The organism is Streptomyces sp. NPDC048584 (assembly GCF_043199595.1).
GTDB classification, from domain to species: Bacteria; Actinomycetota; Actinomycetes; order Streptomycetales; family Streptomycetaceae; genus Streptomyces; species Streptomyces edwardsiae.
Genome location: NZ_JBICWF010000002.1, coordinates 744814 through 762153, shown reverse-complemented (window position 1 = coordinate 762153; position 17340 = coordinate 744814). Strand labels below are relative to the sequence as shown.

The following is a 17340-nucleotide window of genomic DNA, read 5'->3' as shown; positions in this document are numbered from 1 at the left end:
TTGCCGTCAACGGCGGTTCGGCCGGGCAGGGATGGGAGAAGTGCTACGTCCTCGGGAAGGAGAGCGCCTGAGCTCGGCGGCACGTACAACGCGCCCGATCACCGGCGATCACCCCCGAGCGACAACCACTGGTCGCGCCTGACACGCATCACGCACAACCCTGCTGGACAGGCTTCGCCGGGTGGACGAAGACCCCCCTGTCCAAGAGCCGGCGTCATTGCCGCCGGCTCTGCTCGGTGGGGACCCAGGAGTTCCCGCGACCCGACCGGCTGTCGGGGTACGGGTAATGGACCGAGCGTCGCCGATCGTGGTGCATTCTCGCCGTCGGCACAAGGGGCTTCATTACTCGCTAGTAACGGCCGGGTAACCCCGCAACGACCCGCCGGTCCCGCTCGGCGACGCTGGGTGCACCGCAAGGGGGGTGCAAAACCATGGATCGAGGGACAGAATCCGACAGAACACCGCCCGCGACTTACTCGCAGTAACAGCGGCCGCGATTACCAAGTTTTGGCAAAGCGCGGCCGCAACGGCATCGATGAGCCATTCGGCCCCTCGAACCCCGCCGCCCCGAACGCCGGGCGAAACGACCGGAATCGGGCAAGGAAAAGGGGGTGGTTCAGAACAGGGCCCGCGCCAGCGCCCGGCGAGCGGCGATCACCCGCGGATCATCGGCGCCGACCACCTCGAACAGCTCCAGCAGTCGTACGCGTACGGCGTCACGGTCGTCGCCCGCGGTGCGCGCCACCGTCTCGATGAGCCGGCCGAAGGCGTCCTCCACATGACCGCCCACCAGATCGAGGTCGGCGGCGGCGATCTGCGCGGCGGAGTCCTTCGGCTTCTCGGCGGCGTCCTTCCGCACCTTCGCCGGGTCCAGCCCCTGCACCCGCTGCAGCAGTTCGGCCTGGGCCAGCCCCAGCGCGGCCTCCGGGTTGCCCGGGTCGTCGGCCAGCACGTTCTTGTACGCCTGGACGGCACCGGCGAGGTCACCGCTGTCCAGCGCCTGCACGGCGGCCTCCAGCAGGGCGTCGTACGGACCGGCGGGCTCGTCCGAGGCCTCCGCGGGGGCGCTGCCGCCCGGTACGGCGTCGGGGTCGACGGCGAGACCGGTCAGGCCGAAGCGCTGCTCGCCGACCTGCACCAGCTGGTCCAGGGTCTGGCGGATCTGGGCCTCGCCCGCGGCGCCCTGGAAGAGCGGCAGGGCCTGCCCCGCCACCACCGCGAAGACCGCCGGGATTCCCTGGATCCCGAACTGCTGCATCAGCATCTGGTTGGCGTCGACGTCGATCTTGGCGAGCAGGACGCGCCCGTTGTACTCGACGGTGAGCCGCTCCAGCAGGGGGCTCAGCTGCTTGCAGGGCTCGCACCACTCGGCCCAGAAGTCGATGACGACCGGGACCTCGGTGGACCGCTGCAGGACATCGCGCTCGAAGCCCGCCTCGTCGACGTCGATGACGAGATCGGCGGGAGAGATGGCGCCCCCGCCACCCTGCCGGGCGGCTTCCGCGCGCGCCTGCTCCGCCTTCGTCTTGGCCTCTTGGGCCGCCTTCACCGCGGCGAGGTCGACGACTCCGCTCATGGACATGTTCCGTGGCTGCATGCGTCTATCCTCCCCCGTACGGCCCGTGTGTGTGAAAACGCCCGGGAAAGCCAGGCGTACGTGTGCGGTTGGCGCCGGGTCCCCACCCCACGCCGGTGGTCGTCGCTGGGGCACGCCGGTCGAGCGTGCTTTCGCTACGGGTCGTAGCGTAATACTGACGGGGGCCCGCTGAACAGGGCGCACCGGTGATCTCTCCCACATCCGGCCGCACGGAATCCGCCGTTATCGTCATGCCATGCAGAGCCGCACCCCAGCCAGTCGCACCGGGCGCCCGCGCAGTGCCGCCGCGGACACCGCGATCCTGGCCGCCACGCGGGCGGCTCTGGTCGAACTCGGGTGGTCCAAGCTCACGTTGAGCGACGTGGCGACCCGCGCCGGCGTCGCGAAGACCACCCTCTACCGCCGCTGGGCGGGCAAGAACGAACTGGTCGTGGACGCGGTGGCGGAACTCTTCGACGAACTGACCCTCCCCGACCGCGGCTCGCTCGCCGCCGACATCGAGGGCGTGGTGCTCCAGTTCGCGACGATCCTGGCTCGTCCGGAGGCCAGGAACGGGCTGATGGCGGTGGTGGCCGAATCCACCCGTGACGACGCCCTGCGGGAACGTATCCGCGCCTCGATCGTGGACCGGCAGAAGCGGCTCGTCCTGGCCGGCCGGGCACGCGCACAGGCACGGGGCGAGCTGCCCCCGGAGTCCGACGCCGAGGAGGCGTCCCGCACGGTCGACCTGATCTTCGACATGGTGGCTGGCGCGGTGGTGCACCGCACCCTGGTGAGCGCGGAACCGGCCGACGAGGAGTGGATCCACGGCTTCACCCGGGTCCTGCTGTCGGGCCTGTCCGCGGCGGGGCCCTGAACCGGCCAGGGTCGGCCGGTAGTCGACTGTCTCCGTTTCCGGGGCGCTGCCAGGATCGTGATCACCCCGCAACGGGGCGTACCGGACGCCGAGCAGCCAGGGAGGCGCGTATGACCGGGACCCGACCCGCCGCCGCACGGATCGACACCTCCAGGCCGCACCCGGCCCGGGTGTACGACTGGTTCCTCGGCGGGAAGGACAACTACCCGGTCGACGAGGAGCTGGGCCGGCAGATCATGAGCGTCGACGGTACGGCGCGGCACATCGCCCGTACCAACCGCTGGTTCATGCAGCGCGTCACCCGGTGGCTGGCCGCTGAGGCGGGTGTCCGCCAGTACCTGGACATCGGTACGGGCATCCCCACCGAGCCCAATCTGCACCAGATAGCGCAGGACATCGCGCCCGAGTGCCGTGTCGTCTACACGGACAACGACCCGATCGTGCTGAAGCACGCCGAGGCACTGCTGCACAGCACGCCCGAGGGCGTCACCGACTATGTGCAGGCCGATGTGCGCGAGCCCGCCCGCATCCTCGAACAGGCCCGCGAGAAGCTGGACCTCGGGCGCCCGGTCGCGCTGTCCCTCGTCGCGCTCACGCACTTCCTCGGTGACGAGGACGACCCGTACGGGCTGGTGACGCGGCTGGTCGAGGAACTGCCCTCCGGCAGCTACCTGGTGCTGTCCCAGCTGACCGCGGACTTCGACCCGGAGGCGGTCGGCCGCGGGGTCGAGATGTACAGGGCGGGCGGCGTCACGCTCGCACCGCGCAGCCATGCGGAGGTCGCCCGGTTCTTCGAGGGCCTGGAGCCGGTGGAGCCGGGCCTGGTCCAACTCACCCACTGGCACCCGGAACTGGCGGAGGGCGAGACCACCGACGAGCACGCGGTGATCTCGCTGTACGGCGCGGTGGCCCGCAAGCCGTGACCTGATCACGCGGCACGCGCGGAACCGGTCAGGGATGTGCGTCGAGCCGCACATACGGAGTTCCGAAGTGCCGGCGCCGCGCCGCGCCGCGAAATCCCGACGGACGGCGCCGCGCGCCTTCCTCTCCGGTCGTCCGACCGGTGCGCCGCCGTGATCCAAGGCGCTCCGCGCCGCAGAATCCTGCCGGGCGGCGCCCTGCGCCGTCCCCTCCGGTCGTCCAACCGGTGTACCGACGTTGTTCATTGGGACACAGAAGGGCACTACCTTGCGCATACTCAGACGCGCGCTGGGCACCACACTCACCGCAGCCCTCGGCTCCCTGCTGCTGACCGTTCCGGGAGCCACCCCGGCTTTCGCGGCGGACCCCGTGCCACTGCCGATGTACTCACTCGCCGACATGGAGGTCGACGGGAGCAACCAGCGGGTCTTTCTCAGCATGCCCGCGGGAACGGACGGCCGGGTCGTGGTGACGGACTACGACGGCGGAAACAGCACCTGGCTGGACGGCCTGCCGGGCGCCGGCGGGCTGGCCCTCTCGCCCGACTCCCGGACCCTCTACGTGGCCGCGCGGGACATCGACACCATCGTCGCGTACGACACCACGACGCTGACGGAGACCGCACGGTACTTCGTGGGCGAGGACACCGCCCCGTGGAGCCTGGCCTTCGCGGGCGGGAAGCTGTGGTTCGGATACGGCTCCGGCGGCGACCTCGGGTCGGTCGACGTGTCCGGTGCCGAGCCGGTGATCGGGCTCGGTCTGGACGGTTCGCTGGACTGGGGTGCGGACCTCGTCGCCTCTCCCGCCGATCCCGGCGTGCTGGTGGCCGGCACGGGCAACCCCAACGCCAACACCCTCACGGTGTACGACGTGAGCAGCGGTTCACCCGAGGTGGCCGCTCGGCGGGTCCTCTCCGGGACGCAGATGAACGGCTTGCGGGACCTGGCAGTGACACCCGATGGCCGGAGCATCGTCGTGGCCGCCCTCATTTCGACCGGCTACCAGGTCTTCCGCCTCGACGACCTCTCGGACCAGGGAACCCACGCGTCCTCGTCCTCTCCCCTGACTGTCGCCGTCGCGCCCGACGGCACGGTGGCCGGAGGAACCTCCAACAACAGCGCCGACGTGCCGGACCTGTCGTTCTACGCGCCGGGCGTTCCGGCTCCGCTGACCACGGTCGAGCTGGCCGGTGCCACCGAGAGACTGGTGGAGGAAGGGCTGGCCTGGGCGCCGGACGGGAGCCGGGTCTTCGCCGTGACGCAGCAGACCGGTGTCATGGGACTCCGGTTCCACGCGCGGCAGGTCGACACCACCGTGCAGACCACCCTTGCCCTCGAGGCGCCCCCGACCAGCAGGGTCAGGCAGGAACTGACCGTCACCGGCACCCTGGCTCCGGCGGCCGGCCTCGCTCCCGGCACCACCGTCGCGGTGCGGCGCTACGACGCCGCCGCTCCGGACGGCACCTCGCTGGGCACCGTCCCCGTGTCGGCCGACGGCACCTTCACCGTGACCGACAGGCCGCGCAGGCCCGGGCAGGTGAGGTACGGCGTGACGTACGCCGGTGACGCCTGGCACACCGCGGCCTCCGCCGAGGTGACCGTGGAGATCACCCGCCGCTGACGCGGCTCCGGCACGGAGACCGCCGTGGCCCAGCCACGGCGGTCTCCCCGCTGCGCGGTCCCGGCGCAGGTCAGAAGCCCGCGGGCTCCGTGTACACGCCCCACTCGTCGCGCAGCACGCCGCAGATCTCGCCGAGGGTCGCCTCCGCGCGTACGGCGTCCAGCATCGGCTCGATCATGTTGGCGCCGGAGCGGGCGGCCGCGATCATGGCGTCGAGGGCGCCGCGCACCTTCGCGTCGTCGCGGCCGCTCTTGCGCTCGCCGAGGGTCCGTACCTGCTCGCGCTCCACCTCGTGGCTGACCCGCAGGATCTCCAGGTCGCCGGTGACGGACCCGTGGTGGACGTTCACGCCGACGACCCGCTTGTCGCCCTTCTCCAGCGCCTGCTGGTAGCGGAACGCCGACTCGGCGATCTCGCCGGTGAACCAGCCGTCCTCGATACCCCGCAGGATGCCGGAGGTGATGGGCCCGATGGGGTGCCGCCCATCGGGGTGGGCCCTGAGCCCCCGCTCCTTGATCTGCTCGAAGATCTTCTCGGCGTCCGCCTCGATGCGGTCGGTGAGCTGCTCGATGTACCAGCTACCGCCCAGCGGGTCGGCGACGTTGCCGACGCCGGTCTCCTCCATCAGCACCTGCTGCGTGCGCAGGGCGATCTCGGCGGCCTGCTCACTGGGCAGTGCGAGGGTCTCGTCGAGGGCGTTGGTGTGGAGGGAGTTGGTCCCGCCGAGCACGGCGGCCAGCGCCTCCACGGCGGTCCGTACGACGTTGTTGTACGGCTGCTGCGCGGTCAGCGAGACACCGGCGGTCTGGGTGTGGAAGCGCAGCCACTGCGCCTTGTCGCTCTTCGCGCCGTAGACGTCCCGCATCCAGCGGGCCCAGATACGCCGGGCCGCACGGAACTTGGCGATCTCCTCGAAGAAGTCGAGGTGCGCGTCGAAGAAGAAGGAGAGGCCGGGCGCGAACACGTCGACGTCGAGCCCGCGGCTGAGCCCCAGCTCCACGTACCCGAAGCCGTCCGCGAGCGTGTACGCCAGCTCCTGCGCGGCCGTCGCCCCCGCCTCGCGGATGTGGTAGCCGGAGACGGAGAGCGGCTTGTACGCCGGGATGCCGGCGGCGCAGTGCTCCATCAGGTCGCCGATCAGACGCAGATGGGGCTCGGGCTGGAAGAGCCACTCCTTCTGCGCGATGTACTCCTTGAAGATGTCCGTCTGCAGCGTGCCGTTGAGCACGCCGGGGTCGACGCCCTGGCGCTCGGCGGCGACGAGGTACATGCAGAAGACGGGCACGGCGGGCCCGCTGATCGTCATCGACGTGGTCACGTCACCGAGCGGGATGTCCTTGAACAGGACCTCCATGTCGGCCGCCGAGTCGATCGCCACCCCGCAGTGGCCGACCTCGCCCAGGGAGCGCGGGTCGTCGGAGTCGCGGCCCATGAGCGTCGGCATGTCGAAGGCGACGGAAAGCCCGCCCCCGCCATTGCCGAGGATCATCTTGTACCGCTCGTTGGTCTGCTCGGCGTTCCCGAATCCGGCGAACTGCCGGATGGTCCACGTCCGCCCCCGGTAGCCGGTCGGATACAGCCCGCGGGTGAAGGGGTACTCCCCCGGCCAGCCGATCCGCTCGAACCCCTCATAGGTGTCCCCGGTCCGGGGCCCGTACACCGGCTCCACGGGATCGCCGGAGAGCGTGGTGAAATCCGCGTCGCGCTTGCGAGCGGCGTCGTACCGGGCCTGCCAGCGTCGGCGGCCCTCCTCGATGGCGTCAGCGTCCATACCCCCGAATTTACTAGGACGTCCTACTAATGGATAGTGGTGCAGGTCAGGACACCTGCATAGGAGGGCACAGCGCACCAGCTACGCTCGATGTCATGAAGAAGAGCGTGTTGACCCGGTACCGCGTGATGGCCTACATCACCGCAGTCCTGCTGGTTCTGCTGACCGTCGGCGTGATCGGAAAACGCCTTTTGGACATGGACGGCTTCGACAGCTTCGTCACGGTGGTCGGAATCGCTCACGGCTGGCTGTACGTGCTGTACCTGATCTTCGCCTTCGACCTGGGCAGCAAGATGAAGATGCCGGTGGGGCGCCAGCTCTGGGTCCTGCTGGCCGGCACCATCCCCACTGCGGCCTTCTTCGTCGAGCGCCGGGTGACCCGAGAAGCCGAGCCGCTCATCGCGAAGCCCGCCGGCACCGAACCCGTGGCGGCCTGACCCCCGCGCGGAGTCATGGCGTCTCACTTCTTGATGTAGTGACACTGCGCGGCGCGGAGTTTGCCGTTGATGTGCAACTTGGCACATGCCTTGCCGTACGTCGGCAGCGTCTGCGGCGCGGCATGCCTCAGCGGGGCCCCCGCACACTCCGCGTGGGTGGCCCCACGAGAGGTCTTGTACGTCTTGTTGTCCGTGTCGGCATAGGCGAAGTCGATTCTCCAGTTGCAGAACTTGGAGAACGTCGCCGCGACTCCTACGCAGTCCACACCGGCGAACTGCTTGGTGATCCGCTTGCCGGATCCTTTGACGGCGTGGGTCAGGAAGCAGCCGACAGGAATCTTCACCGCCGCACCGCGCACTTCATAGGTGAAGCTGCCGATGGCCGAGGACCCCGTGGCGCTGGCGTGGGCAGGCGCCGCCGCCCCCAGGGATCCGGCGACTGCGAAGACGCATGCTCCGAAGGCGGCCAGCGCACCGCGGACAGGGTTGAGGAAACGCATACCGGGACTCCTAGAGGACCGGAGCGGACGACGATCGCCCGCGGTCCCGAGGATCCCGGCACGACTCGGTGGCCAAGCGTTTCCGCTGCCCAGCGAAGGAAGAAATCACCGTCAAGCGGTACTTCCCGGTCAACTCCCCCTGACAGTCGTCACTCCTCCGCGAAGTCCCCCGCCGCCACCCGCAGTGGCCGCAGGATCGCGAAGAGTTCGCCGCATTCCTCCGCGTCGTACGCGCTCAGGCCGAAGTCCATGGACATCAGGTCGCGGGTGGCGGCCTCGACGACCTCGCGGCCCTTCTCCGTGATGGTGGCGAGGGTGCCGCGGCCGTCGTTGGGGTTGGGGCGCCTGGCGACCAGGCCGGAGCGGACCAGGCGGTCCACGGTGTTCGTCACCGACGTGGGGTGCACCATCAGACGCTCGCCGATCTTCGACATCGGCAGTTCGCCGGACTTGGAGAAGGTCAGCAGCACCAGCGCCTCGTAGCGAGCGAACGTGAGTTCGTACGGCTTGACGACCGCGTCCACCTCGGCCAGCAGGATCTGGTGCGCCCGCATGATCGAGGTGATCGCGGCCATCGACGGCACGTTGCCCCAGCGCTGCTTCCAGAGTTCGTCGGCGCGGGCGATGGGATCGAACGAGAGACTGAGCGGCTTCGACACGGACCAGACCCTACCGGCCGGTCATATGTCGGTCAGCCCTGTCTCACTCATCGGTACCGCCGGTCAGCCATCACCTTGCGCCAGATGCCGCTCGACGGTCTCCACCTTGGACGTGAGGCCGTCCACCACCCCCGGGCGGATGTCCGCCTTGAGGACCAGGGAGACGCGCGGGGCGCGGGCCTCCACCGCGGCGACCGCTCGCTTGATCACGGTCATGACCTCGTCCCACTCGCCTTCCACCAAGGTGAACATCGCGTCCGTGCGGTTCGGGAGGCCCGACTCGCGGACCACGCGGACCGCGTCGGCGACGTACTCCCCCACGTCCTCGCCGACGCCGAGCGGTGTCACGGAGAAGGCGACGATCATGCGCCCACGACTCCCTCGTTACGGGCGCGGGAGGCGATCACCGCGTCCTCGGCCTCGCGCTTGAGGCGGCGGTCGGCGAAGAAGCCGCCGGTCGGGAGGACCGACATCAGGAAGTAGAAGGCGGCGGTGCCCAGGGACCACTTCGCGCGGTTCCAGGCGTCGGCCCAGAAGATCACGTAGAGGACGAAGAGGATGCCGTGGACCGCGCCCATCACCGGGACGGCGTTGAAGTCGGTGGTCCGCTTCAGGACCGAGCAGACGAGCAGCAGCAGGAACGAGATCGCTTCGGGGCCCGAGACCAGGCGGAGGCGGCGGAGGGCGGAGGCGGTCTTGATGTCCACGGGTCACCTTCGGTGGGAGAGACGTCGGCGTCGACAGGTCGTACGGCTTGTACCAGGCGGCTTGCACCAGGACGTTTGTGAACGTACGCACAAGCGTCCCGCCATTGTGGCAAACGCCGTCCACGATCACCGGAGGGGGTCCCGTAGGGGTCCGTTCAGGGTTCGACTCCCCCTTCGGGATCTGTCCGTACGGGCGAAGGTGGGGCTAACGTCGCAAGCGTGGCGATGTTCCGACTTCAGAGCAGCAAGGTGCTCGCCGTCGACATGACCGGGGATGCCGTGAAGGCGAAGAACGGCTCCATGGTCGCGTACGACGGCGACATGGCCTTCAAGAAGCTCAGCGGTGGTGGTGAGGGGCTGCGGGGGATGGTGACCCGGCGGCTCACGGGTGAGCAGATGACGCTGATGGAGGTGAAGGGGCACGGGACCTGCTTTTTCGCGGACCGTGCCTCCGAGATCAACCTGGTGTCCCTTCAGGGGGACAAGCTGTACGTGGAGTCCAGCAATCTGCTGGCGACGGACGGGGGGCTGCGTACGGGGACGAGTTTCACGGGGCTGCGCGGGGCCTCGCAGGGCAACGGGCTGTTCACGACCACGATCGAGGGGCACGGGCAGGCGGCGATCATGTCGGACGGGCCGGCCGTACTGCTCCGGGTCAGTCCGCAGTACCCGCTGACGGTGGACCCCGGCGCCTATGTGGCCCATCAGGGGAATGTGCGGCAGTCCTTCCAGTCGGGTGTGTCCTTCCGCACCTTCATGGGCGAGGGCGGTGGCGAGGCCTTCCAGATCCGGTTCGAGGGCGACGGGCTGGTGTATGTGCAGCCCAGTGAGCGGAACACGGTCGCGGGGGATGTCTGACATGGGCTTCCGGGAGATCAACTCGAAGATGATCGAGGCCACTGTCGCGCCAGGTCAGCGGCTGTTCAGCCAGCGCGGCGCGATGCTCGCGTACAAGGGCGAGGTGAGCTTCACCCCGAACCTGCGCGGCGGGCAGGGCGGAGTGATGTCGATGATCGGGCGGCGGGTGGCCAACGAGGACACACCGCTGATGACCGTCGAGGGCAGCGGCACCGTGCTGTTCGGGCACGGCGGCCACCACATCCAGGTGATCGGCCTCGCCGGCGACACGCTGTACGTCGAGGCCGACCGGCTGCTCGCCTTCGAGGGCACGCTGGAGCAGGGCACGGTGTTCCTCGGCTCGCAGGGCGGGGTGATGGGCATGGTCCGGGGGCAGGTCTCCGGGCAGGGGCTGTTCACGACGTCCCTCAAGGGGCACGGGGCCGTCGCCGTGATGGCGCACGGCGGGGTCATCGAGGTCCCGATCACCCCGCAGCGGCCGGTGCACGTGGACCCGCAGGCCTACGTCGCCCACCACGGGGACGTCCGCAACAGACTGTCGACCGCCCTCGGCTGGCGGGACATGGTGGGCCGGGGCTCCGGCGAGGCCTTCCAGTTGGAGCTGAGCGGCAGCGGTGCCGTGTACGTCCAGGCGTCGGAGGAGAAGCTGTGAGCGCCCCTGTCCACGACCCGACGACGCTGCCGTCCGACGACAATGTCGATCACTACACCTTCTGCGTGGAGCTCAAGGGCACCCAGTGGTTCATGCAGAAGGGGAAGATGATCGCCTACTACGGATCGATCGAGTTCAACGGGATCGGGCACGGGCGACTCGACCGACTTGTCCGTACGTCGTTCCATTCGCCACTGCACGCGAGCGACTGGGTCGTGGCGGAGGGCTCGGGCAAGATGCTCCTCGCCGACCGGGCCTTCGACGTGAATTCGTACGACCTCGAGGACGGCAACCTGACCATTCGCTCGGGCAACCTCCTCGCTTTTCAGCCAAGTCTCGCGCTCAAACAGTCGATCGTGCCCGGCTTTCTGACACTGATCGGAACCGGAAAGTTCGTGGCGGCGTCCAACGGCCCGGTGGTGTTCATGGAACCCCCGATCCGGGTGGACCCGCAGGCCCTGGTCGGCTGGGCGGACTGCCCGTCCCCGTGCCATCACTACGACCACGGCTACATGACCGGTGTGATGGGCGGTCTACGTGCGATGACGGGCCTCGGCGGGGCCTCCGGCGAGGAGCACCAGTTCGAGTTCGTGGGGGCCGGCACGGTGCTGCTCCAGTCGTCCGAGGCGCTGATGGCGGAGCAGGCGACGGGGGCCACTCCGCAGGAGCCGGGGGTACCCGGCGGGGGTGTTCCGGGAGGCCACGGGCAGGGGGCTGGCGCACCGCGCCTTCCCGGACAGCTGGGAGACCTCCAGCGTCGCTTCGGGCTGTGAGCGGTAATGTGCGGGGTGTGACATCGAACGCCTGCGCACGGCGTCACACGGAAGCCTTATTAGTTCGCCATTCAACTTCCTTAGGTAGACTTCATTCATGGAGACCGAGACGGCCACCCGCTGGCTGACCAACGCGGAGCAGTGCGCCTGGCGCACCCACCTGGAGGTCAACATGCTGTTGACGTACCAGCTCGAGAAGGATCTGCAGCCGTTCGGCCTGACGATGAACGACTACGAGATCCTGGTGAACCTGTCCGAGTCGGAGGAGCGACGGATGCGGATGAGCGACCTCGCCGCCGCCACGCTGCAGTCCAAGAGCCGCCTCTCGCACCAGATCACCCGCATGGAGAACGGGAACCTGGTCCGGCGGGAGAACTGCGAGTCCGACCGCCGCGGGCTGTACGCGGTCCTCACCGAGCACGGCATGGAGACCATGCAGAAGGTCGCGCCGCATCATGTGGCGTCCGTGCGGCGGCACTTCATCGACCTGCTCTCCCCCGAGGCCCTCACCGAGCTCGACAAGGCCCTCAAGCCCATCGCCGAGCATCTGCGGGGGCAGCGGGGTCGTCTCTGACGGCTCTCACCCGGCGAGCGGCAGGCGGAGTTCGAAGAGTGCTCCGCCGGCCGGCGCGGCACCCGCCGTGAGCGTTCCGCCGTGCCGTACTGCGACGTCCCTGGCGATCGCCAGCCCCAGTCCCGCGCCACCGTCGTCGCGGCTGCGGGCGGCGTCCAGCCGTACGAACCGTTCGAAGATCCGCTCCCGGTCGGCCTCGGCCACCCCGTCGCCGTCGTCCGTCACCGCGAGCACGGCCCAGGTGCCCTCCCGCCGTACGGTCACGGTGACCCGCTCGCGGGCGTGCCGGCGGGCGTTGTCCAGCAGGTTGCCGAGCACCCGGCCCAGTTGCCCCCGTGACCCGGACACCTCCGCGGGCTCCGCGTCCACCGTCACACCCGTACGGCCGGCCGACTCCTCGCGGGCCAGTGCGGCGAGGTCGACCCTGGCGTCGGCGGGGCGCTCCCCGGCGTCCAGGCGGGCGAGCAGCAGCAGGTCGGCGGCGAGGTGCTGGAGTCGTACGGTGTCCTCCACCGCGCCGTCCAGGTCGAGGAGTTCGGGGTGGGCCGCGGCCACCTCCAGCTGGGTGCGCAGGGAGGCGATCGGGCTGCGCAGTTCGTGGGAGGCGTCGGCGACGAAGCTGCGCTGGCGTTCCACGGAGGCCTCCAGCGCGGCGAGTGTCGCGTTGGTGGTGCGGGCGAGGCGGGCGATCTCGTCGTGGGTCGCCGGTTCGGGGACGCGGCGGGAGAGGTCCTCGGAGGCGGTGATCGCCGCCATCTCGCCGCGGATGCCCTCCACCGGCCGCAGGGCGCGGCCCGTGACCAGCCAGGTCACGCCGCCGACGACCGCCAGGAGCAGCGGGAAACCGATGAGCATCACCGTCAACGCGGTGCGTACGGCGCCGTGTTCGGCGGCCAGGGGGGCACCGGCGTGGACGGTGAGACGGCCGTGGTCGGGAGTCTCGACCTCGACCGCGGCGAAGCGGTAGTCCTCGGTGTCGCCGTCGATGGTGGCCGTGCCGTTGCTGAAGGCCGGCTCGGTGGCGATCTCTCCGGGGGGCAGGGACTCGCCGGAGTCGTCGTCCGAGTCGGCGGAGTCGTCCGAGTCGTCGGAGTCGTCCGAGTCGTCCGAGTCGTCGGAGTCGTCATCGTCGCCGTCATCGCCGGTCGGCTGTGGTGACGATGATGGCTGTGGTGTCACGTCCGGTGTCGCCGTGCCGGTGATCCGGTTCAGGTCCTCGCTGGCCGCGACCAGGCGGCCGTCCTCGTCGACGATCTGCACCGGGCTGTCCTCGCCGTCCAGGCCCGACAGCTTGTCGTACGGCATCCGGGCGGCGAGTTCGGAGGCGACCGCCCGTGCGGAGCGTTCCGCCTGGGTGCCCGCCTCGCCGATCAGGTTGGAACGCAGGGAGAGCAGTACGGCGGTGCCGGCCGCGACGAGGGCCACCGCTACGACGAGGGTGGCGCCGAGCGTCGCCCGTGCCCGGACCGAGCCGAACAGGCGGCTCACGGTGCCGTCTCCAGCCGGTAACCGGCGCCACGCACGGTACGGATGAGCGCGGGGCGGAGCTTGCGGCGCAGGGCGCTGATGTAGACCTCGACGATGTTGGGATCGCCCTCGTAGGCGAAGTCCCAGACGTGTTCGAGGATGTCGGACTTCGACACCACCTCGCCGGCGCGCAGCACCAGGTGCTCCAGGACCGAGAACTCCTTCGCGGTCAGGGTCACTTCGTCCTCGTCCAGGAAGACGCGGCGGGCGGCCGTGTCCACCTTGAGGTCGCCGTGCACGTGGACGGGGGACGCCCCGGTGGTCGGCCTGCGGCGCAGCAGTGCCTTGATCCTCGCGACGAGGACGACGTACGAGAACGGCTTGGTGAGGTAGTCGTCGGCGCCCGTGTCCAGGCCCTCGGCCTCGTCGTACTCACCGTCCTTCGCCGTGAGCATCAGGATCGGCACGTCGTGGCCGGCGGCGCGCAGGGCCGCGCAGACGCGGTAGCCGTTCAGGCCCGGCAGCATGATGTCGAGGATGAGGAGGTCGTACGTGCCCTCCGTGGCCCGGTGCAGGCCCTCGCGGCCGTCGTGGACGACGTCCACGGCGTAGCCCTCGGCGGTGAGGCCCCTGGCGAGGGAGATGGCGAGGCGTCTTTCGTCCTCCACGATCAAGAATCGGAAGGGGCGGCGCGAAGCGCCTCCGGCAGGGTGGTGGTGGGAGACGGGCGGGCGCATGCGTCAAGGGTCGCAAAGCGAGGCTGAAGATCACTTCAGGTGGGTTCAGGTTCCTCTCAGTGTTGGTCGGCGAGAGTGAGGACGTCGAAAACGAAGCGACTCGGGAGGAATTCACATGAAGCGCAACATCGTGATCGCCGTCGTCACCGCTGCGGCCCTGGTCGGGGGCGGTACGGCGACAGCCATCGCGGTCTCGGGGGACGGCGACGGCGGGGCGGCGCCGGTGGCGCTCGGCGAGCAGCGGACGGGGGACGATGACGGGCGGGGGGACGACCGGGACGATGACCGGGACGACCCGGGCGACCGGGGCGATGACCAGGACGACCGGGGCGATGACGGACGTGGCGACGACCGGGACGACCGTCCCGCCTCGGGTGACGTGACCGCCGCCGAGGCCATCGCCGCCGCGTTGAAGCACAAGCCGGGTACGGCCGTCTCCGCCGAACTGGACGACGGGGCCTGGGAGGTCGACGTCCTCGGTGGTGGGGACATCTGGCACAGCGTGTGGATCGACCCGGCCACCGGCAAGGTTCTCGGCGCCGAGCGGGACGACGAGGACGACGCCGACGAGGTGCGGGCGGCGTTGAAGGGGGCCTCGGTGACGGCCGGGCAGGCGGCGGAGGCGGCGGAGGCCAAGGGGGTCGTGACGGCGGTGGAGCTGGACGACGACGACGAGCGGGGGTGGGAGGCCGAGACGCGTGCCTCCGGCGGGGGCGATGACGGCCGGGACTGGCGGGTGGGTCTGACCAGCGGCAAGGTCACGGCCGACCGGGACGACGACTCCGACGACGACTGAGGGCGGTGGGCGTCGGGGGTTTTCGCCCCCGCCGCCCCTTCCCGTCCCGTCCCCGGGGCTGCGCCCCAGACCCCCATCGGCCCTGAACGGGCCTCGTCCTCAAACGCCGGACGGGCTGTTCGTGAGGCCCTGCACCAGTTCGTCCGCCGCCCTGTACGGGTCCAGGTCCCCCGTGATGATGCGCTCCGCGAGGGCGTCCAGGCGGCGGTCGCCGTGGAGGTCTCCGATGCGTTCGCGGAGGGCTGTCACCGCGATCGTCTCGACCTCTCGGGATGCCCGGGCCAGGCGGCGTTCCGTGAGGACGCCGCCCGCCTCCATCCACGCGCGGTGCTTCTCCAGGGCCTCGACCACCTCGTCGATGCCCTCCGCACGGGCCGCGACCGTCTTCACGATCGGAGGGCGCCAGTCGCCGGGGGCACGGGATTCGCCCAGGCCGAGCATGTGGTTCAGTTCGCGGGCCGTGGCGTCGGCGCCGTCACGGTCGGCCTTGTTGACGACGTAGACGTCGCCGATCTCCAGGATCCCTGCCTTCGCCGCCTGGATGCCGTCGCCCATCCCGGGGGCCAGGAGCACCACCGAGGTGTCGGCCTGGGAGGCGATCTCCACCTCCGACTGTCCTACGCCGACCGTCTCCACCAGGATCACCTCGCAGCCCGCCGCGTCCAGGACGCGGATGGCCTGCGGGGCCGCCCAGGCGAGTCCTCCCAGGTGGCCGCGCGTCGCCATGGAACGGATGTAGACGCCCGGGTCGGAGGCGTGCTCCGACATGCGGACGCGGTCGCCGAGCAGGGCCCCGCCGGAGAAGGGGGAGGACGGGTCCACGGCGAGGACGCCGACCCGCTTGCCCTGTTTGCGGAACGCGGTCACCAGGGCGGAGGTGGAGGTGGACTTGCCTACCCCCGGGGATCCGGTCAGGCCCACCACGTACGCGTTGCCGGTCAGTGGCGCCAGGGCCGCCATGACCTCCCTGAGCTGCGGGGACGCCCCCTCCACCAGGGAGATCAGCCGGGCCACGGCCCGTGGCCTGCCTTCCCTGGCCTGGGCGACCAGCGAGGAGACGTCCTGCATCACAGCTCCGTTCACGAGAGGAAAAACTGCAAAGAAGGCGGTCAGGCCTTCGGTACCCGCACGATCAGCGCGTCGCCCTGGCCGCCGCCGCCGCACAGTGCCGCCGCGCCCACGCCGCCGCCGCGCCGCTTCAGTTCCAGCGCCAGATGCAGGACGAGCCGGGCGCCGGACATCCCGATGGGGTGACCGAGGGCGATCGCGCCCCCGTTGACGTTCACCTTTTCGGCGGAAACGCCCAAGTCCTTCATTGACTGTACGGCGACGGCCGCGAAGGCCTCGTTGATCTCGATGAGGTCGAGGTCGGAGACTTCCAGGCCCTCCTTCTTCAGCGCGTGCCGGATCGCGTTGGACGGCTGGGACTGGAGGGAGTTGTCGGGGCCGGCCACATTGCCGTGGGCGCCGATCTCGGCGATCCAGTCCAGGCCCAGCTCCAGTGCCTTGGCCTTGCTCATCACGACCACGGCGGCCGCGCCGTCCGAGATCTGCGAGGAGGTGCCCGCGGTGATCGTGCCGTCCTTGGTGAAGGCCGGGCGCAGCCTGCCGAGCGACTCGGCCGTGGTGTCGCCGCGGATGCCCTCGTCCCTGCTGAACAGGATCGGGTCGCCCTTGCGCTGCGGGATCTCGACCGGGGTGATCTCGGCCTCGTAGACGCCGTTCTTCTGTGCGGCGGCGGCCCGCTGGTGGGAGAGGGCGGCGATCTCGTCCTGCTCGGGGCGGGCGATGCCGAGGCGCGTGTTGTGCTTCTCGGTGGACTCGCCCATCGCGATGTTCTCGAAGGAGTCGGTCAGACCGTCGTACGCCATCGCGTCGAGCATCTGGACCGCGCCGTACTTGAAGCCCTCGCGGGACTTCGGCAGCAGGTGCGGGGCGTTGGTCATGGACTCCTGGCCGCCGGCGACGATCACGTCGAACTCGCCGGCGCGGATCAGCTGGTCGGCGAGCGCGATGGCGTCGAGGCCGGACAGACAGACCTTGTTGACGGTGAGCGCCGGGACGTTCATCGGGATGCCGGCCTTGACGGCGGCCTGGCGGGCCGGGATCTGGCCGGCGCCGGCCTGGAGCACCTGGCCCATGATCACGTACTGGACCTGGTCGCCGCCGATCCCCGCACGGTCGAGGGCGGCCTTGATGGCGAAGCCGCCGAGGTCGGCTCCGGAGAAGGACTTCAGTGAGCCGAGCAGCCGCCCCATGGGGGTGCGGGCGCCCGCGACGATGACGGAGGTCGTGCCGTTCGATGCGGAAGGTGCGGAAGGTGCGGAGGATGCTGAAGATGCGGAAGTCATGAGCTGCGATCCCCTTCCGGCTGCACAGCCGAGGAGTGAACGAGGGTTTACTTCGAATGTACTG

The 17340-nt window shown here is 70.0% G+C and carries 19 protein-coding genes; 9 read left to right on the top strand and 10 right to left on the bottom strand.

Annotated elements, in window-relative coordinates; genetic code table 11:
• Positions 1-616 precede the first annotated feature (616 nt).
• Entirely contained in the window at positions 617-1597 is a 981-nt protein-coding gene (locus ACGFR9_RS07830; RefSeq protein WP_393203941.1) for a tetratricopeptide repeat protein, read from the bottom strand.
• Between the two features lie 235 nt (positions 1598-1832).
• On the opposite strand from ACGFR9_RS07830, the gene ACGFR9_RS07825 reads away from it, so the two are divergent.
• The 3 genes from ACGFR9_RS07825 to ACGFR9_RS07815 all read left to right on the top strand — a co-directional run bounded on the left by ACGFR9_RS07825 (position 1833) and on the right by ACGFR9_RS07815 (position 4994).
• The gene (locus ACGFR9_RS07825) at positions 1833-2453 is read left to right on the top strand and encodes a TetR/AcrR family transcriptional regulator (RefSeq protein WP_393203939.1); all 621 of its coding nucleotides are present in this window, start codon (positions 1833-1835) and stop codon (positions 2451-2453) included.
• Between the two features lie 110 nt (positions 2454-2563).
• Positions 2564-3376, top strand: a complete 813-nt coding sequence (locus ACGFR9_RS07820; protein ID WP_393203937.1) for an SAM-dependent methyltransferase — start codon at positions 2564-2566, stop codon at positions 3374-3376.
• A 265-nt stretch (positions 3377-3641) separates the two neighbouring features.
• Positions 3642-4994 carry a hypothetical protein gene (locus ACGFR9_RS07815; protein WP_393203935.1) on the top strand — a complete coding sequence of 451 codons (1353 nt, stop codon included), beginning with the start codon at positions 3642-3644 and terminating at the stop codon, positions 4992-4994.
• A 70-nt stretch (positions 4995-5064) separates the two neighbouring features.
• On the opposite strand, the gene ACGFR9_RS07810 is transcribed toward ACGFR9_RS07815, so the two are convergent.
• Positions 5065-6765, bottom strand: coding sequence for a methylmalonyl-CoA mutase (locus ACGFR9_RS07810; RefSeq protein WP_393203933.1), 1701 nt, complete (start codon positions 6763-6765; stop codon positions 5065-5067).
• A 95-nt stretch (positions 6766-6860) separates the two neighbouring features.
• Between ACGFR9_RS07810 and ACGFR9_RS07805 the strand changes: the two genes are divergently transcribed.
• On the top strand, positions 6861-7202 hold the full coding sequence (locus tag ACGFR9_RS07805) for a DUF3817 domain-containing protein (RefSeq protein ID WP_393203931.1): 342 nt from the start codon (positions 6861-6863) through the stop codon (positions 7200-7202).
• A 23-nt stretch (positions 7203-7225) separates the two neighbouring features.
• On the opposite strand, the gene ACGFR9_RS07800 is transcribed toward ACGFR9_RS07805, so the two are convergent.
• From ACGFR9_RS07800 to ACGFR9_RS07785, 4 genes are all read right to left on the bottom strand, one after another.
• Entirely contained in the window at positions 7226-7702 is a 477-nt protein-coding gene (locus ACGFR9_RS07800; protein ID WP_393203929.1) for a hypothetical protein, read from the bottom strand.
• Positions 7703-7851: 149 nt separating this feature from the next.
• The gene (locus ACGFR9_RS07795; RefSeq protein WP_393203927.1) at positions 7852-8361 is read right to left on the bottom strand and encodes a MarR family winged helix-turn-helix transcriptional regulator; all 510 of its coding nucleotides are present in this window, start codon (positions 8359-8361) and stop codon (positions 7852-7854) included.
• A 63-nt stretch (positions 8362-8424) separates the two neighbouring features.
• On the bottom strand, positions 8425-8727 hold the full coding sequence (locus tag ACGFR9_RS07790; RefSeq protein WP_393203926.1) for an MTH1187 family thiamine-binding protein: 303 nt from the start codon (positions 8725-8727) through the stop codon (positions 8425-8427).
• On the bottom strand, positions 8724-9068 hold the full coding sequence (locus tag ACGFR9_RS07785; protein ID WP_393203924.1) for a DUF3817 domain-containing protein: 345 nt from the start codon (positions 9066-9068) through the stop codon (positions 8724-8726). Before ACGFR9_RS07785 ends, ACGFR9_RS07790 begins: the two co-directional genes overlap by 4 nt.
• A 225-nt stretch (positions 9069-9293) precedes the next feature.
• On the opposite strand from ACGFR9_RS07785, the gene ACGFR9_RS07780 reads away from it, so the two are divergent.
• The 4 genes from ACGFR9_RS07780 (at position 9294) to ACGFR9_RS07765 (ending at position 11925) form a co-directional block, all read left to right on the top strand.
• A complete protein-coding gene (locus tag ACGFR9_RS07780; protein WP_393204026.1) occupies positions 9294-9926 on the top strand; it encodes an AIM24 family protein in 633 nt (210 codons plus the stop codon).
• A gap of 1 nt (position 9927) precedes the next feature.
• A complete protein-coding gene (locus tag ACGFR9_RS07775; RefSeq protein ID WP_393204024.1) occupies positions 9928-10578 on the top strand; it encodes an AIM24 family protein in 651 nt (216 codons plus the stop codon).
• Positions 10575-11351 carry an AIM24 family protein gene (locus ACGFR9_RS07770; protein ID WP_393203922.1) on the top strand — a complete coding sequence of 259 codons (777 nt, stop codon included), beginning with the start codon at positions 10575-10577 and terminating at the stop codon, positions 11349-11351. The genes ACGFR9_RS07775 and ACGFR9_RS07770 overlap by 4 nt, the downstream gene beginning before the upstream one ends.
• Before the next feature lie 97 nt (positions 11352-11448).
• Entirely contained in the window at positions 11449-11925 is a 477-nt protein-coding gene (locus ACGFR9_RS07765) for a MarR family winged helix-turn-helix transcriptional regulator (protein WP_393203921.1), read from the top strand.
• Between the two features lie 6 nt (positions 11926-11931).
• On the opposite strand, the gene ACGFR9_RS07760 is transcribed toward ACGFR9_RS07765, so the two are convergent.
• Positions 11932-13413 carry a sensor histidine kinase gene (locus ACGFR9_RS07760; protein WP_393203919.1) on the bottom strand — a complete coding sequence of 494 codons (1482 nt, stop codon included), beginning with the start codon at positions 13411-13413 and terminating at the stop codon, positions 11932-11934.
• Positions 13410-14129, bottom strand: a complete 720-nt coding sequence (locus tag ACGFR9_RS07755; RefSeq protein ID WP_393203917.1) for a response regulator transcription factor — start codon at positions 14127-14129, stop codon at positions 13410-13412. Before ACGFR9_RS07755 ends, ACGFR9_RS07760 begins: the two co-directional genes overlap by 4 nt.
• A gap of 115 nt (positions 14130-14244) precedes the next feature.
• Here ACGFR9_RS07755 and ACGFR9_RS07750 point away from each other — a divergent pair, with 115 nt between their 5' ends.
• Entirely contained in the window at positions 14245-14925 is a 681-nt protein-coding gene (locus ACGFR9_RS07750; RefSeq protein WP_393203915.1) for a PepSY domain-containing protein, read from the top strand.
• A gap of 99 nt (positions 14926-15024) precedes the next feature.
• Here ACGFR9_RS07750 and meaB read toward each other — a convergent pair whose 3' ends face one another.
• Positions 15025-15993 (bottom strand): methylmalonyl Co-A mutase-associated GTPase MeaB, encoded by a 969-nt coding sequence (meaB, locus tag ACGFR9_RS07745; RefSeq protein ID WP_393203913.1) that lies wholly within the window; start codon positions 15991-15993, stop codon positions 15025-15027.
• Between the two features lie 41 nt (positions 15994-16034).
• Positions 16035-17276 (bottom strand): acetyl-CoA C-acetyltransferase, encoded by a 1242-nt coding sequence (locus ACGFR9_RS07740; RefSeq protein WP_393203911.1) that lies wholly within the window; start codon positions 17274-17276, stop codon positions 16035-16037.
• Positions 17277-17340 lie beyond the last annotated feature (64 nt).